The organism is Thalassotalea sp. SU-HH00458 (genome assembly GCF_040362795.1).
In the GTDB taxonomy this organism is placed as follows: Bacteria; Pseudomonadota; Gammaproteobacteria; order Enterobacterales; family Alteromonadaceae; genus Thalassotalea_H; species Thalassotalea_H castellviae.
In genome coordinates this window covers 252103-266832 of sequence record NZ_BAABWW010000005.1, presented here as the reverse complement: position 1 = coordinate 266832, position 14730 = coordinate 252103, and the positions used below count along the sequence as shown (strand labels likewise).

Sequence of the window (14730 nt, the reverse complement as noted above, 5' to 3'; positions counted from 1 at the left end):
TTTTGTCTAGACAGAGTAATATTAACTTACTGCTAAATTTTGAAGAGTAAACTATGGTCATCGACACTGATGGATATGTACATGTTATTGAATATCTCACTGAACATTTGAGTTTATTTGAAAATAGTAGTGTCACTAATTCATCAAATGACTCAGTGATGGCTGTTATTGAACAGGAGCTTAGTGAACAAATCATCATGGTTTGTAATCAAAATGAGCAATTATCATTTAATCAACGTAATATTATTATCCGCGAAGTAGACGCCATCGTTTATGATTTAGAGGAAATCCTCTCTGGCGTTATTAATAACCCAGTCACTGAACAACAAAAAACCTTTTTAAAAGAATTTGCCCTATTAATAAAAAACCTGTTTGACACCGAAGTCCACGCTGGCACTACTGAGTAATTTCCCTTTACCTCTAGTTTATCTCTATTTGTTCCGTTATCATCCTGATTTTTTTAGGGGGAAAGTTATGAAAGCTCAAGTAAAATGGATTGGCGATGAAATGTTCGCAGGTATTTCAGAAAGTGGCCACACTATCGTTTTAGATGCTAATGCAGGTAGTTTAGCGCCTAGTCCATTAGAAAATGTCTTAATTTCATTGGGTGGCTGCTCATCTGTGGATGTGATCAGTATTTTAAAGAAAACACGTCAAAACGTAAGCGATTGTAAAGTCGAGATCAGCGGAACAAGAGTAGATTCTGTGCCCAAGTTATTTTCTGATATTCATTTACATTTCGTTATTTCAGGAACAAACGTGGAAGAAAAACATGTTAAGAAAGCAATTAGTCTTTCTGCCGATAAGTATTGCTCCGTTGCCTTGATGCTTAACAAATCCGTTAATATTACTCACGACTTTTCGATTATTGAATGTTAATGCTTTAAACAACTAGCTGGAGTAAGTGATACTTAGAGATCACTCATCCAGTCAAGTTGTTTATTGGCTTCATGCTTTTTTTGCATAATTTCTCGGATCAATGGTGTTAGGATTAACTCCATCGCCAAACCCATTTTGCCGCCTGGCACCACTAACGTATTCATTCTTGACATAAAAGCACCATCGATCATGCTGAGAAAGTACGGAAAATCAATGTGATTGCCATCGCGGCAGCGGATCACAACAAAGCTTTCATCAAGTGTCGGAATTGCTTTAGCACTAAAAGGGTTCGAAGTATCTACCGTTGGAACACGTTGAAAATTTATATGTGTACGTGAAAACTGTGGGGTAATAAAAGAAATATAATCTTCCATACTTCTGACAATACTTGCTGTTACCGCTTCACGACTATGCCCACGTTGGTTTGTGTCTCGAATTATTTTTTGGATCCATTCAAGGTTTACAATAGGCACCATACCAATGAGTAAATCTACATGCTGAGAGACATCATTTTTCTCAGTGACAACTCCGCCATGCAGGCCTTCATAAAATAATAGGTCTGTACCTTCGCCTAAGCTCTCCCAAGGAGTAAAGGTACCTGGCATCTGATTATAGGGTACTGCTTCATCAAAGGTATGCAGATAACGGCGCATTTTACCTTTACCGGTTTCTGAGTAATCTCTAAATAACCTTTCTAGTGCATCAAAGTCATTGGCTTCGTCACCAAAATAACTAATGTTTCGTTTATCTTCTCTAGCCTTTCTTTTTTCAAGATCCATTTCTTGGCGAGAATAACGATGAAAACTGTCTCCTTCGACTTTTGCAGACACAATCCCCAAAGAACGAAATATATGTTCAAAAGACTCAGTTGTTGTTGACGTACCTGCACCAGATGAACCTGTGACAGCTATTATAGGATTTCGAGACGACATAAAAAATCAAGCCTATGATTATCGGGGTTAATGTTATACGAATAATATCAAGGTAGGTCAAGAAAGTTTGTCTTCATCATGATTTGAAAAATAGGTTAGCGATTAAATTTAGGCAATAAAAAACGGAGCAAAAGCTCCGTTTTAAATAATTCACTTAACTACATTGAGTAATTAAGCTTCTTCGCTAACTTCTTCAACTTCTTCAGCAACTTCTTCAACTGCTGGACGGTCTACAAGTTCAACGTAAGCCATAGGCGCTTTATCACCAGTACGGTAACCGCATTTTAAAATGCGAGTGTAACCACCTGGGCGTTCTTGGTAACGTTCACCAAGTTCGTTAAATAAAATACCTACTACTTCTTGATCACGTGTGCGGGCAAATGCCAAACGGCGGTTTGCTACACTGTCGGTCTTAGCCATAGTAATTAATGGCTCTACAACGCGACGTAATTCTTTAGCTTTAGCAACAGTCGTTTTGATAACGCCGTGTTTAACTAAAGAACTTGCCATATTGCGGAACATCGCCTGGCGATGACTGCTATTACGGTTTAACTGGCGACCGCTTTTACGATGGCGCATAAGTTAATCCTTCTCTCAACTATTAAAAAACGATGATCGACTTAGTCGTTATCAGCTATGCTTTCAGGTGGCCAATTTTCAAGGCGCATACCTAAAGATAAACCACGAGACGCTAACACGTCTTTGATTTCCGTTAGAGACTTCTTACCTAAATTAGGTGTTTTAAGAAGCTCTACTTCAGCACGTTGTACTAAATCACCAATATATTGTATTGCTTCTGCTTTTAAACAGTTAGCAGATCGAACAGTAAGTTCAAGATCATCAACTGGGCGTAACAATATCGGATCAAACAGAGGTTTTTCCTCTTTAGGTTCTTCTTGAGTAATATCACGTAACTCAACAAACGCATCTAGCTGTTCAGCTAAAATAGTTGAAGCGCGACGGATAGCTTCCTCAGGATCTAACGTACCGTTAGTTTCCATATCAAGAACCAATTTATCCAAATCTGTACGTTGTTCAACACGTGCAGAATCAACATCATAAGCAATTCTAACTACAGGACTGAAAGATGCATCAACTAACAAACGTCCAATTGCACGATCTTCTTCCTCGGCATCACGACGAGTTGAAGCAGGAACGTAACCACGCCCCATTTCAACTTTAATGCGCATACTGATAGAGCCATCACCGGTAAGGTGACAAATCACATGTTCTGGATTTGCAATTTCTACATCTCCATCATGCTGAATATCAGCTGCCGTTACAGGGCCTTCACCTGACTTAGTTAAGGTAAGAACTGCTTCATTTTTGCCTTCTAAACCAATTGCTAATCCTTTAAGGTTTAACAGTATTTCGATGATGTCTTCTTGAACACCTTCTTTACTACTGTACTCATGTAATACACCATCAATTTCTACTTCAGTTACAGCACAACCTGGCATTGAAGATAAAAGTATACGACGTAAGGCATTACCTAAAGTGTGACCAAAACCACGTTCCAATGGCTCTAAAGTTACTTTAGCGCGTGTAGTGCTAACAGTTTCAATATCAACCAAGCGTGGTCTAAGAAATTCGGTTACAGAACCCTGCATATATGTCCTCTCTTAAAGTGCGACTTTACTTAGAGTAAAGTTCAACTATCAACTGTTCATTAATTTCGGCAGATAAGTCTGAACGATCTGGAACGCGTTTAAAAACACCTTCTAGCTTCTTGTTATCTACTTCAACCCAGACAGGCTTCTCACGTTGTTCAGCCAATTCTAAAGCAGCAATAATACGCGCTTGAGTTTTAGACTTTTCACGAACAGAAACTACATCTTCAGCTTTAACAGTGAAAGATGGAATATTAACAACACTTCCATTCACTACGATAGCTTTGTGACTTACAAGTTGACGTGCTTCAGCGCGAGTACTTGCAAAGCCCATGCGGTATACAACGTTATCTAAACGTTTTTCTAAAAGTTGTAACAAGTTTTCACCTGTATTACCTTTTAGACGCGCAGCTTCTTTATAGTAGTTACGGAATTGCTTCTCTAGTACGCCATAAATACGACGAACTTTTTGTTTTTCACGAAGTTGAACACCATAATCAGATAAACGACCGCGACGTGCGCCGTGCTGACCTGGGATCATTTCGAATTTACATTTAGTGTCAATAGCTCTAACACCACTTTTAAGGAACAAATCAGTTCCTTCGCGGCGGCTAAGCTTTAACTTTGGACCTAAATATCTAGCCATTTTCTTTCTCCAACTATCCTAAAAAATGAGCGATTAAACGCGACGTTTCTTAGGAGGACGACAACCATTATGAGGAATCGGTGTAACGTCAGTAATGTTGGTGATTTTAAAACCAGCAGCATTTAAAGCACGGATAGCAGATTCACGACCTGGACCCGGACCTTTAACGAACACTTCAATATTCTTCAAGCCAAACTCTTGTGCAGCTTTACCAGCACGATCTGCAGCTACTTGCGCAGCAAATGGAGTTGATTTACGTGAACCACGGAAACCAGAACCACCAGCAGTCGCCCAAGATAATGCATTACCTTGACGGTCTGTAAGAGTTACGATTGTGTTGTTGAAAGAAGCATGGATATGAGCCATGCCATCAGCAACTTGTTTTTTTACGCGTTTACGCGTACGTACAGGTGTTTTAGCCATTGTCTAGTTCCTCTTACTTCTTAATTGGCTTACGAGGACCTTTACGGGTACGCGCATTTGTTTTAGTGCGTTGACCACGTAGAGGAAGACTGCGACGGTGGCGAATACCACGGAAACAACCTAAATCCATAAGACGTTTAATGTTCATTGAAACTTCACGGCGTAAATCACCTTCTACGGTGTATTTATCCACTTCTGCGCGAAGCAAATCAATTTTTGCTTCGTCTAATTCACTGATCTTCGTAGATTCATCGATACCAGCCGCCGCACAAATAGCTTTTGCACGAGTTTGACCAATACCGTAAATCGCAGTAATGGCGATTACTGCATGTTTACGATCAGGGATGTTAATGCCAGCGATACGGGCCACTAACACATCTCCTATTTAAAGATTAAAATTAACCGGTTGAAAAGCCCGTTAGGATACTCAACCAGCGACTTATTTTGTAAATCGAAGCGGCATTATACAGAGTTATCTGCATAATGCTACTGCTAAAGATTTAGCCTTGACGTTGCTTATGCTTTGGTTCAACGCAAATTACGCGAACAACACCAGCACGTTTAACAACTTTACAGTTACGGCAAATCTTTTTTACGGATGCACGAACTTTCATTTTATACTCCGTTAAACCTAGCGGCCATAGCCTTTCAGGTTTGCTTTCTTAAGTACGTTATCATATTGATGAGACATCAAATGTGTTTGTACTTGAGCCATAAAATCCATAATAACTACAACAATGATCAGTAACGATGTTCCACCGAAGTAAAACTGTACATCCCATGCAATCATCATAAATTCAGGAACCAAACAGACAAAGGTAATATACAACGCACCCGTTAAGGTTAAGCGTGTCATTACTTTATCTATATATTTAGACGTTTGTTCACCAGGACGTATCCCAGGAATAAACGCACCAGATTTTTTCAGGTTATCTGCTGTTTCACGCGGATTAAAAACTAATGCCGTGTAAAAGAAACAGAAAAATATTATCGCTGCTGCTAGTAACATAACGTATAGCGGCTGACCTGGAGAAATTGCAATAGACAATTCCTGCAAAACGTCGGCTACCATGCCGTCACCCTGTCCGAACCAACTGGCAATAGAGCCAGGGAACAACAAGATACTTGAAGCAAAAATAGGTGGTATTACACCAGCCATATTTACTTTTAGCGGTAGATGCGTACTTTGAGCGGCAAACACTTTACGTCCTTGCTGTCTCTTTGCGTAGTTAACAACGATACGTCGTTGACCACGTTCAACAAATACCACAAAAAAAGTTACTGCAAATACAATTACTGCAATTAGCAATAATACTAATAGGTGTATTTCCCCTTGACGCGCCATTTCTGCAGTTTGACCCACAGCTGATGGCATACCAGCAACAATACCCGCAAATATTAAGATAGAAATACCATTACCTATACCACGTTCGGTAATTTGTTCACCTAACCACATTAAAAACATGGTACCAGTAACCAAACTAACTACAGCGGCAAAGTAGAAACCGAAACCAGCGTCCATCACTAGACCAGGCATCATTCCAGGTAAACTTCTTGCTATCGCGACAGATTGTACCGTTGCTAATATTAAAGTACCGTAGCGGGTGTATTGGCTGATTTTACGTCTTCCAGCTTCACCTTCTTTTTTCAATTCTTGCAAACTTGGGATCATATGAGAACCGAGTTGCATGATAATAGAAGCTGAAATGTAAGGCATAATACCAAGTGCCAATACAGAGGCTCGCTCAAGTGCACCACCAGAGAACATGTTAAACATTTCTACAATGGTGCCCTTTTGTTGTTCAAACAACTGAGCTAATACAGCGGCGTCAATACCAGGGATTGGCACGAATGATCCCAAACGGGCAACAATTAATGCGCCGAATACAAACCATAATCTTTGTTTCAGCTCAGACAGTCCGCCTGCGCCTTTATTATCCATTCCTGGTGTAGCCATAACCTGTATTATTCCTCGATTTTTCCACCGGCAGCTTCAATAGCCGCACGAGCACCTTTAGTAACACTTAAGCCACGAACAGTGATTGGACGAGTAATTTCGCCAGACAACATAATTTTAGCTGTCACAATGTTACGTGTGATTAAGTTAGCGTCTTTAAGCGCATGAATATCGACAACATCACCTGTGATGTTATTTAGTTCATGTAAACGTACTTCAGCGCGAACTAAAGATTTACGTGACGTGAAACCAAATTTAGGTAAACGTTGTTTCAATGGCATTTGACCGCCTTCAAAACCTGGACGAACACTACCGCCAGAACGAGACTTCTGACCTTTGTGACCACGACCACCAGTTTTACCTATGCCTGAACCAATACCACGACCACAGCGTTTCTTGGCTTTCTTAGCACCTGGTGCAGGAGATAAAGTATTTAAATGCATTATTAATCCTCCACCTTAATCATATAATGTACTTGATTGATCATACCACGTACAGATGGAGTATCTTCTAACTCAACTGTATGATTGATACGACGTAAACCAAGACCTTTTAATGTAGCTCTATGTTTCGGTAAACGACCAATAGAACTTTTTACTTGAGTTACTTTTACTGTTTTAGCCATGTTCAATTACCCCAAGATATCTGAAACGCTTTTGCCACGTTTAGCTGCAACAGCTTCTGGCGATTTCATGTTCGCAAGGGCTGAAACAGTAGCGCGTACTACGTTAATTGGGTTAGTAGAACCGTATGCTTTTGACAATACGTTCTGTACGCCTGCAACTTCAAGTACTGCACGCATCGCGCCACCGGCGATGATACCTGTACCTTCAGAAGCTGGTTGCATGTAAACTTTAGAACCTGAGTGACGTCCTTTAATAGGATGTTGAAGCGTTGTACCCTTCAAATCAACGGTTACTAAGTTACGACGTGCTTTTTCCATTGCTTTTTGGATTGCAGCAGGCACTTCACGTGCTTTACCGTAACCAAAACCAACGCGACCAGCACCATCACCAACAACAGTTAATGCTGTGAAACTGAATATGCGACCACCTTTAACCACTTTAGAAACACGGTTAACGGCAATTAGCTTTTCAGCCATATCACTTTGTTGTGAGTTTTCTTGATTATGATTAGCCATCATCAACCCCTAAAACTGAAGACCAGCTTCACGAGCTGCATCTGCTAACGCTTTTACACGACCATGATAACGGAAACCTGAGCGATCAAATGCTACAGACTCAATGCCTTTAGCTTTTGCACGTTCAGCGATTGCTTTACCTACAGCTTGCGCTGCAGCTACGTTACCTGTTTTTTCTAACTGAGCACTAACTTCTTTATCTAAAGTAGACGCTGTTGCGATTACTTCAGAACCTGTTGGTGCAATCAATTGCGCGTAAATATGGCGAGGAGTACGGTGAACGACTAAACGATTCGCACCCAGCTCGCTAATTTTTGCACGAGCGCGTTTAGCGCGGCGCAAACGAGATGTTTTCTTATCCATCGTATTACCCTACTTTTTCTTAGCTTCTTTACGGCGTACATATTCATCACTATAACGGATCCCTTTACCTTTATAAGGCTCAGGTTTACGGTATGCGCGAATGTTTGCAGCAGTTTGACCGACCAACTGTTTGTCAGCGCCTTTTAGCACGACTTCAGTTTGACTAGGAGTTTCAACAGTAATCCCTTCAGGGATAGCGTGATCAACCGGATGTGAAAAGCCTAAAGATAAGTTTAAGTTCTTACCTGCAGCTTTTGCACGGTAACCAACACCGTTTAAAACTAATTTCTTTTCAAAACCTTTACTAACACCTTCAACCATATTATTGATTAAAGCACGTGCAGTACCGGCTTGAGCCCAAGCGCCTTTAACATCAGCAACGATATTCGTGATGATGTTATTTTCTTCTTGAGAAATAACAACGTCACTGTGGATCGTGCGAGATAATTCGCCCACTGGACCTTTAACTTTTATGTCTTGACCTGATAACGTTACGGTAACGCCAGCAGGTACTTCGACAGGTGCTTTTGCAACACGAGACATAGTTCTGCTCCTTACGCTACGAAACCAAGAACTTCACCACCAAGACCCGCAGAGCGAGCGGCACGATCAGTCATTAGACCTTTAGAAGTAGAAACAATCGCAATACCCATGCCCGCTAATACTTTAGGTAACTCATTTGCACCTTTGTATACGCGAAGACCTGGACGTGAAACACGTTTAATTGTTTCGATTACTTCTTTACCTTCAAAATATTTTAAAGTAACAGCTAATTCTGGTTTTGCATCACCAGACACTGAATACTCTGTAATGTAACCTTCTTCTTTAAGTAAGTTAGCAATTGCAACTTTTACTTTAGAAGATGGCATTGTTACTGCAGTTTTTGCTGCAGATTGACCGTTGCGGATGCGTGTAAACATGTCCGCGATAGGATCAGTCATCATAACCATTTACTCCCGTGAATTACCAACTAGCTTTCTTAAGACCTGGAACTTCACCACGCATAGTTGCTTCACGCAACTTGATTCGGCTTAAACCGAATTTACGTAAGTAACCATGTGGACGACCTGTAACATTACAACGATTACGTTGACGGCTACTAGATGAATCACGAGGTAAACTTTGAAGTTTCAATACTGCATCCCAACGTTCTTCTTCCGAAGAATCAACACCTGAGATGATTGCTTTTAACGCTGCACGCTTTTCAGCATATTGTGCAACTAATTTGGTTCTTTTAGCTTCACGAGCTTTCATTGACGATTTAGCCATAACTCTACACCTTATTTCTTAAACGGGAAATTAAAGGCAGTCAGCAATGCATGACCTTCTTCATTAGATTTCGCAGTAGTAGTGATAGTAATATCCATACCACGAATCTTATCGATTTTATCATACTCGATTTCTGGGAAGATGATTTGCTCACGAACACCCATGCTGTAATTACCACGGCCATCGAACGATTTCGGGTTCAAGCCACGGAAGTCACGAATACGAGGAACAGAAATAGAGATTAAACGCTCTAAAAATTCCCACATTCTTTCACCGCGTAGAGTTACTTTTGCGCCAATAGGATAACCTTCACGAATCTTAAAGCCCGCAACAGATTTGCGTGCTACAGTCGTAATAGGCTTTTGACCTGAGATTGCAGTAAGATCATTTGTGGCATGTTCTAATACTTTTTTATCAGCAATAGCTTCACCAACACCCATGTTAAGGGTGATCTTTTCAATCCGAGGGACTTGCATGACACTTTTATAGTCAAACTTCTTTTGAAGTTCAGCTACAACTGTATCTTTATATAAATCATGCAGTTTCGCCATCGTTTACTCCAATTATTAAACTAATTCGTTATTAGATTTGAAAAAACGTACTTTTTTGCCGTCTTCAATTCTAAAACCTACACGATCTGCTTTACCCGTTGCTGGGTTAAGGATCGCTACGTTTGAAACGTTTAAAGGTGCTTCTTTCTCAACAATGCCACCAGGCTGCTGTAACTGAGGTACAGGCTTAGTGTGCTTTTTGATTAAGTTAACGCCTTCAACAAATACTTTACCGTCTTCAACAAGCACTTTAGTGACTTTACCAGTCTTGCCCTTGTCTTTTCCGGCTAGTATAACTACTTCATCATCACGACGAATTTTAGATGCCATTATCGTGACTCCTTATAGTACTTCTGGAGCAAGTGAAACGATTTTCATGAACTTTTCATTACGAAGTTCACGCGTCACAGGTCCGAAAATACGAGTACCAATTGGTTGTAAGTTAGCATTTAACATTACAGCCGCGTTTTCATCAAAACGGATGGCAGAACCATCTGTACGACGAACACCTTTCTTTGTGCGCACCACTACTGCAGTAAGAACATCACCTTTTTTAACCTTACCGCGAGGATTTGCTTCCTTCACTGCAATTTTAATGATATCACCAATGCGTGCGTAGCGACGGTGCGAACCACCAAGAACCTTTATACATTGTACACGTCGAGCGCCGCTGTTATCAGCTACGTTCAATTGTGATTGCATTTGGATCATTTAATATGTCTCCGCTATTTATCTTTCGTCTATAAAAAAGATAGAAATTTAAGGCCAGAAATTTGACCCGTCACTGCCTTTTAAATCCCACTCATATTAAGAGGGCGCGAGATTATAACACCAGTTAATAAAAAGTGGTACTTTATTTATACAATTATTTCTAATTATTCGAGATTATTTTTATCGATGAGGGCTAGCGTAAGCTATAGGTGGGGTATTAAATTTTTTACAATAAAAAACGGCTCCTTTAGGAGCCGTTTTAATAGTGACTATAAACTTAAAATTAAGCTTTTGTTACTACGTCAACCAATGTCCAGTTTTTAGACTTAGAAATTGGAGCGCATTCACGAATAGTTACTACGTCACCTGCATTACACTGGTTAGTTTCATCGTGTGCTTTCAACTTAGTTGAACGCGTCATGAACTTACCGTAAATTGGGTGTTTAACACGTCGTTCAATTAAAACAGTGATAGACTTATCCATTTTATCACTGATTACACGACCTTGTAGTGTACGAATTTTCTCGCTCATTACTTATCTGCCTTTTCAGTTATGATAGTCTTAACACGTGCAATATTGCGACGTACCGTTCTTAGCAAGTGAGTTTGTGCTAACTGACCTGTGCTTGCTTGCATGCGATAGTTAAACTGTTCGCGCAATAGCTCAAGTAATTCAGCATTTAACTCTTCAATGCTTTTTTCTCTTAAATCGCTAGCTTTCATTACATCACCGTTCTAGTTACGAAGGTTGTTTTAAACGGAAGTTTAGCTGCCGCTAAAGCAAATGCTTCGCGTGCTAATTCTTCAGATACACCTTCCATTTCATAAAGAACACGACCTGGTAGAATTTGACATACCCAATATTCTACAGAACCTTTACCTTTACCCATACGAACCTCAAGAGGCTTTTTAGTAATTGGTTTGTCTGGAAATACTCGGATCCAAATTTTACCTTGACGCTTAACGTGACGAGTCATTGCACGACGAGCCGCTTCAATTTGACGAGCAGTCATACGACCACGCTCAACTGATTTCAACCCGAAAGTACCGAAGCTTACTGAGCTACCGACTTGTGCAAGACCGCGGTTACGCAATTTAAATTGCTTACGGAATTTAGTACGTTTTGGTTGTAACATTACTTATCCCCTACTTGCTCTTGCGATTGTTTCTTTTTTTCGGTTTAGCTGGTGCTTCTACCTGAGTAGGCATGCCACCAATTACTTCACCTTTAAAGATCCAAACTTTAATACCGATAACACCATAAGTTGTGTCACCACGCGCGATTGCGTAGTCAATATCAGCACGTAATGTATGCAAAGGTACACGACCTTCACGATACCATTCAGAACGAGCGATATCAGCGCCGCCTAAACGACCGCTAACTTCAACTTTGATACCTTTAGCACCTAAACGCATTGCGTTTTGTACAGCACGCTTCATAGCGCGACGGAACATAACACGACGTTCTAATTGACTAGCAATACTGTCTGCAACAAGCTGCGCATCCATTTCTGGCTTACGTACTTCAGCGATGTTAATTTGAGCAGGAACACCAGCAATTTTCGATACTTGTAAACGTAATTTTTCTACGTCTTCGCCTTTCTTACCGATAACAACACCTGGACGAGCCGTGTGAATTGTTACGCGGATTGATTTAGCTGGACGCTCAATTACGATTTTTGATAATGATGCACGCTTAAGCTTTTCAGTTAAATATTCACGAACCAAGTGGTCACCGTGTAAATTCGCTGAAAAATCTTTGCTACTTGCAAACCAAGTAGACGCGAAAGGTTTAGTGATACCTAAGCGAATACCATTTGGATGGACTTTTTGACCCATTCTAATATCTCCTAGCTATCAGCTACAATCACAGTAATGTGACTTGTACGCTTAAGGATACGATCCGCGCGACCTTTCGCACGAGGCTTGATACGTTTCATTGTAGGACCATCGTCAACCATAATAGTTTTAACGAATAATTCATCAATGTCTGCACCTTCGTTATGTTCTGCATTAGCAATCGCTGAGTTCAAAACTTTTTTCACTAAGTCTGCAGCACCTTTGTTGCTGTAGTCTAAGATTTCTAAAGCTTTTTCAACACCCAAGCCGCGGATTTGATCCACAACTAAACGAGCTTTTTGTGCTGAACCACGGGCAAATTTATGTTTAGCAATAGCTTCCATTTAACTTCCCCTTATCTTTTCGCTTTCTTATCAACGACATGGCCGCGATAAGTACGAGTTGGTGCAAATTCACCCAATTTGTGACCGATCATTTCTTCGGTTACAAATACAGGAACGTGTTGACGGCCATTATGGACAGCTATGGTCAATCCGATCATATTTGGTATGATCATTGAACGACGGGACCAAGTTTTAATTGGCTTTTTATTCCCGCTTTCCAGAGCTTTCTCTACCTTCGTCAACAAGTGTAGGTCTATAAATGGACCTTTCTTGAGAGAACGTGGCATGGTGATTCCTCTTTAATTAGATGTACTATTTAGTACGACGACGTACGATAAACTTATCAGTACGCTTGTTTTTACGAGTCTTGTAACCCTTAGTTGGTACACCCCAAGGAGATACCGGATGACGACCGCCTGAAGTTTTACCTTCACCACCACCGTGCGGGTGATCAACTGGGTTCATGGCAACACCACGAACAGTTGGGCGAACACCACGCCAACGAGTAGCACCTGCTTTACCCAAAGAGCGAAGCATGTGTTCTGCGTTACCGATTTCACCTAAAGTAGCACGACAGTCTGCTTCGATTTTACGCATTTCGCCTGAACGAAGACGTAAAGTTACGTAAGCACCATCTTTAGCAACTAATTGAGCATAAGTACCCGCCGCACGAGCGATTTGAGCACCTTTACCAGGTTTAAGTTCGATTGCATGAATAACACTACCTAATGGTGTGTTACGCAATGGTAATGTGTTACCTGCTTTGATTGGAGCGTCAACACCAGACTGGATAGTATCACCAGCTTTTAAGCCTTTAGGGGCTAAGATGTAACGACGTTCACCATCTGCATATAATACTAACGCAATGTTAGCACTACGGTTTGGATCATATTCCAAACGCTCTACTTTTGCAGGAATGCCATCTTTAGTACGTTTAAAGTCGATCATACGATAATGATGCTTGTGACCACCACCTACGTGACGAACTGTAATACGACCAGTATTGTTACGACCACCAGACTTAGACTTAGTGTCTAATAATGGTGCGTAAGGCTTACCTTTATGCAACTCCGCGTTTACCACTTTAACAACGTGGCGACGACCCGGAGAAGTAGGTTTACATTTAACTATAGCCATTTTTGTAAACTCCTATGATTCCGCGCCGACGAAGTCGATGTCGCTGCCTTCAGCAAGAGTAACGTATGCTTTTTTCCAGTCGCTTCTACGACCAAAACGAGCACCAGTACGTTTTGTCTTACCTTTAACATTTAATGTGCGAACACCTTCAACTGAAACTTCGAAAAGTTTCTCAACAGCAGCTTTGATTTCAGCTTTAGTAGCAGTAGTTGCAACTTTAAAAACAACTGTGTTGTTTGCTTCAGCAGCCATTGTGCTTTTCTCAGAAATGTTCGGTGCCAAAAGCACTTTTAACAAACGTTCTTCGCTTATCATGCTAACATCTCCTCAATTTGCTTAACTGCAGAAGCAGTCATCAATACTTTTTCGAATCCAACTAAAGATACTGGGTCAATACCCGCAACATCGCGAACGTCAACTTTGTATAAGTTACGAGCTGATAAGAACAAGTTTTCTGTTACTTCTGGAGTAACAATTAACACGTCTTTTAACTCTAAACCTTGTAGCTTAGCTACTAATTCTTTAGTTTTTGGCGTTTCAACTGCAAAATCATTTACCACAACTAAGCGTTCTTGACGAACTAACTCAGATAAGATGCTAGCAATAGCACCACGGTACATTTTACGGTTTACTTTTTGGCTGTGATCTTGTGGCTTAGCAGCGAATGTTACGCCACCTGTACGCCAGATTGGACCACGAGTTGTACCAGCACGAGCACGGCCAGTACCTTTTTGACGCCATGGTTTTGCGCCACCGCCGCTAACTTCTGAGCGAGTTTTCTGAGCACGAGTACCAGCACGAGCACCAGCTGCGTATGCAACTACTACTTGGTGTACTAAAGCTTCATTGAACTCACGTCCAAAAGTTGCTTCGGAAACTTCAAGAGCGCCTTTAGCGTCTTTTAATGATAATTCCATCACAAATCTCC

Annotated in this window: 29 protein-coding genes; 2 read left to right on the top strand and 27 right to left on the bottom strand. The window is 40.8% G+C overall.

Going from position 1 to position 14730, the window contains the following annotated elements; all coding sequences use genetic code 11:
* Positions 1–53 precede the first annotated feature (53 nt).
* Complete coding sequence (locus ABXH06_RS10060) at positions 54–407, top strand: DUF3802 family protein (protein ID WP_311581331.1); 354 nt, start codon at positions 54–56, stop codon at positions 405–407.
* 67 nt (positions 408–474) lie between these two features.
* Entirely contained in the window at positions 475–879 is a 405-nt protein-coding gene (locus tag ABXH06_RS10055) for an OsmC family protein (protein ID WP_311581335.1), read from the top strand.
* 32 nt (positions 880–911) lie between these two features.
* On the opposite strand, the gene ABXH06_RS10050 is transcribed toward ABXH06_RS10055, so the two are convergent.
* The 27 genes from ABXH06_RS10050 to rplD form a co-directional block, all read right to left on the bottom strand.
* The gene (locus ABXH06_RS10050) at positions 912–1811 is read right to left on the bottom strand and encodes a phosphoribulokinase (RefSeq protein ID WP_311581338.1); all 900 of its coding nucleotides are present in this window, start codon (positions 1809–1811) and stop codon (positions 912–914) included.
* 171 nt (positions 1812–1982) lie between these two features.
* Entirely contained in the window at positions 1983–2390 is a 408-nt protein-coding gene (gene rplQ / locus ABXH06_RS10045; protein ID WP_303455115.1) for a 50S ribosomal protein L17, read from the bottom strand.
* Between the two features lie 41 nt (positions 2391–2431).
* Positions 2432–3421 (bottom strand): DNA-directed RNA polymerase subunit alpha, encoded by a 990-nt coding sequence (locus ABXH06_RS10040; RefSeq protein ID WP_303455114.1) that lies wholly within the window; start codon positions 3419–3421, stop codon positions 2432–2434.
* A 25-nt stretch (positions 3422–3446) separates the two neighbouring features.
* Positions 3447–4067 (bottom strand): 30S ribosomal protein S4, encoded by a 621-nt coding sequence (rpsD, locus tag ABXH06_RS10035; protein WP_303455111.1) that lies wholly within the window; start codon positions 4065–4067, stop codon positions 3447–3449.
* Between the two features lie 33 nt (positions 4068–4100).
* Positions 4101–4490 carry a 30S ribosomal protein S11 gene (gene rpsK, locus ABXH06_RS10030; RefSeq protein ID WP_076420861.1) on the bottom strand — a complete coding sequence of 130 codons (390 nt, stop codon included), beginning with the start codon at positions 4488–4490 and terminating at the stop codon, positions 4101–4103.
* Positions 4491–4503: 13 nt separating this feature from the next.
* Positions 4504–4860, bottom strand: coding sequence for a 30S ribosomal protein S13 (gene rpsM, locus ABXH06_RS10025; protein WP_303455101.1), 357 nt, complete (start codon positions 4858–4860; stop codon positions 4504–4506).
* A gap of 130 nt (positions 4861–4990) precedes the next feature.
* Positions 4991–5104: a 50S ribosomal protein L36 gene (gene rpmJ / locus ABXH06_RS10020; RefSeq protein WP_068545060.1), complete on the bottom strand. Its 114-nt coding sequence runs from the start codon at positions 5102–5104 to the stop codon at positions 4991–4993.
* A 17-nt stretch (positions 5105–5121) separates the two neighbouring features.
* Complete coding sequence (gene secY / locus ABXH06_RS10015) at positions 5122–6447, bottom strand: preprotein translocase subunit SecY (RefSeq protein ID WP_303455091.1); 1326 nt, start codon at positions 6445–6447, stop codon at positions 5122–5124.
* Positions 6448–6455: 8 nt separating this feature from the next.
* Positions 6456–6890, bottom strand: coding sequence for a 50S ribosomal protein L15 (gene rplO, locus ABXH06_RS10010; protein WP_303455090.1), 435 nt, complete (start codon positions 6888–6890; stop codon positions 6456–6458).
* Positions 6891–6892: 2 nt separating this feature from the next.
* The gene (gene rpmD, locus ABXH06_RS10005) at positions 6893–7072 is read right to left on the bottom strand and encodes a 50S ribosomal protein L30 (protein WP_074496183.1); all 180 of its coding nucleotides are present in this window, start codon (positions 7070–7072) and stop codon (positions 6893–6895) included.
* A 6-nt stretch (positions 7073–7078) separates the two neighbouring features.
* Positions 7079–7588: a 30S ribosomal protein S5 gene (gene rpsE, locus ABXH06_RS10000; RefSeq protein ID WP_303455086.1), complete on the bottom strand. Its 510-nt coding sequence runs from the start codon at positions 7586–7588 to the stop codon at positions 7079–7081.
* Positions 7589–7597: 9 nt separating this feature from the next.
* Complete coding sequence (rplR, locus tag ABXH06_RS09995) at positions 7598–7951, bottom strand: 50S ribosomal protein L18 (RefSeq protein WP_303455085.1); 354 nt, start codon at positions 7949–7951, stop codon at positions 7598–7600.
* Between the two features lie 9 nt (positions 7952–7960).
* Positions 7961–8494 carry a 50S ribosomal protein L6 gene (gene rplF, locus ABXH06_RS09990; RefSeq protein WP_311581358.1) on the bottom strand — a complete coding sequence of 178 codons (534 nt, stop codon included), beginning with the start codon at positions 8492–8494 and terminating at the stop codon, positions 7961–7963.
* Between the two features lie 11 nt (positions 8495–8505).
* Positions 8506–8895: a 30S ribosomal protein S8 gene (rpsH, locus tag ABXH06_RS09985; RefSeq protein WP_432280234.1), complete on the bottom strand. Its 390-nt coding sequence runs from the start codon at positions 8893–8895 to the stop codon at positions 8506–8508.
* Positions 8896–8914: 19 nt separating this feature from the next.
* Entirely contained in the window at positions 8915–9220 is a 306-nt protein-coding gene (gene rpsN, locus ABXH06_RS09980; protein ID WP_303455078.1) for a 30S ribosomal protein S14, read from the bottom strand.
* A gap of 11 nt (positions 9221–9231) precedes the next feature.
* Positions 9232–9771 (bottom strand): 50S ribosomal protein L5, encoded by a 540-nt coding sequence (rplE, locus tag ABXH06_RS09975; RefSeq protein WP_303455076.1) that lies wholly within the window; start codon positions 9769–9771, stop codon positions 9232–9234.
* Between the two features lie 15 nt (positions 9772–9786).
* Positions 9787–10101 (bottom strand): 50S ribosomal protein L24, encoded by a 315-nt coding sequence (gene rplX / locus ABXH06_RS09970; protein ID WP_303455075.1) that lies wholly within the window; start codon positions 10099–10101, stop codon positions 9787–9789.
* A gap of 12 nt (positions 10102–10113) precedes the next feature.
* Entirely contained in the window at positions 10114–10482 is a 369-nt protein-coding gene (gene rplN, locus ABXH06_RS09965) for a 50S ribosomal protein L14 (RefSeq protein ID WP_303455072.1), read from the bottom strand.
* A gap of 283 nt (positions 10483–10765) precedes the next feature.
* Positions 10766–11014: a 30S ribosomal protein S17 gene (rpsQ, locus tag ABXH06_RS09960; RefSeq protein WP_303455070.1), complete on the bottom strand. Its 249-nt coding sequence runs from the start codon at positions 11012–11014 to the stop codon at positions 10766–10768.
* Positions 11014–11205 carry a 50S ribosomal protein L29 gene (gene rpmC / locus ABXH06_RS09955; protein WP_303455069.1) on the bottom strand — a complete coding sequence of 64 codons (192 nt, stop codon included), beginning with the start codon at positions 11203–11205 and terminating at the stop codon, positions 11014–11016. Before rpmC ends, rpsQ begins: the two co-directional genes overlap by 1 nt.
* Positions 11205–11618, bottom strand: coding sequence for a 50S ribosomal protein L16 (rplP, locus tag ABXH06_RS09950; RefSeq protein ID WP_242283930.1), 414 nt, complete (start codon positions 11616–11618; stop codon positions 11205–11207). The genes rpmC and rplP overlap by 1 nt, the downstream gene beginning before the upstream one ends.
* 10 nt (positions 11619–11628) lie before the next feature.
* Complete coding sequence (gene rpsC, locus ABXH06_RS09945) at positions 11629–12321, bottom strand: 30S ribosomal protein S3 (protein ID WP_303455063.1); 693 nt, start codon at positions 12319–12321, stop codon at positions 11629–11631.
* An 11-nt stretch (positions 12322–12332) separates the two neighbouring features.
* Positions 12333–12665: a 50S ribosomal protein L22 gene (rplV, locus tag ABXH06_RS09940; protein ID WP_303455060.1), complete on the bottom strand. Its 333-nt coding sequence runs from the start codon at positions 12663–12665 to the stop codon at positions 12333–12335.
* An 11-nt stretch (positions 12666–12676) separates the two neighbouring features.
* Complete coding sequence (gene rpsS / locus ABXH06_RS09935) at positions 12677–12952, bottom strand: 30S ribosomal protein S19 (RefSeq protein WP_284244759.1); 276 nt, start codon at positions 12950–12952, stop codon at positions 12677–12679.
* A gap of 25 nt (positions 12953–12977) precedes the next feature.
* Complete coding sequence (gene rplB / locus ABXH06_RS09930; RefSeq protein ID WP_311581379.1) at positions 12978–13802, bottom strand: 50S ribosomal protein L2; 825 nt, start codon at positions 13800–13802, stop codon at positions 12978–12980.
* Between the two features lie 12 nt (positions 13803–13814).
* On the bottom strand, positions 13815–14117 hold the full coding sequence (gene rplW, locus ABXH06_RS09925; RefSeq protein ID WP_303455051.1) for a 50S ribosomal protein L23: 303 nt from the start codon (positions 14115–14117) through the stop codon (positions 13815–13817).
* Positions 14114–14719: a 50S ribosomal protein L4 gene (rplD, locus tag ABXH06_RS09920; RefSeq protein ID WP_303455048.1), complete on the bottom strand. Its 606-nt coding sequence runs from the start codon at positions 14717–14719 to the stop codon at positions 14114–14116. Before rplD ends, rplW begins: the two co-directional genes overlap by 4 nt.
* Positions 14720–14730 lie beyond the last annotated feature (11 nt).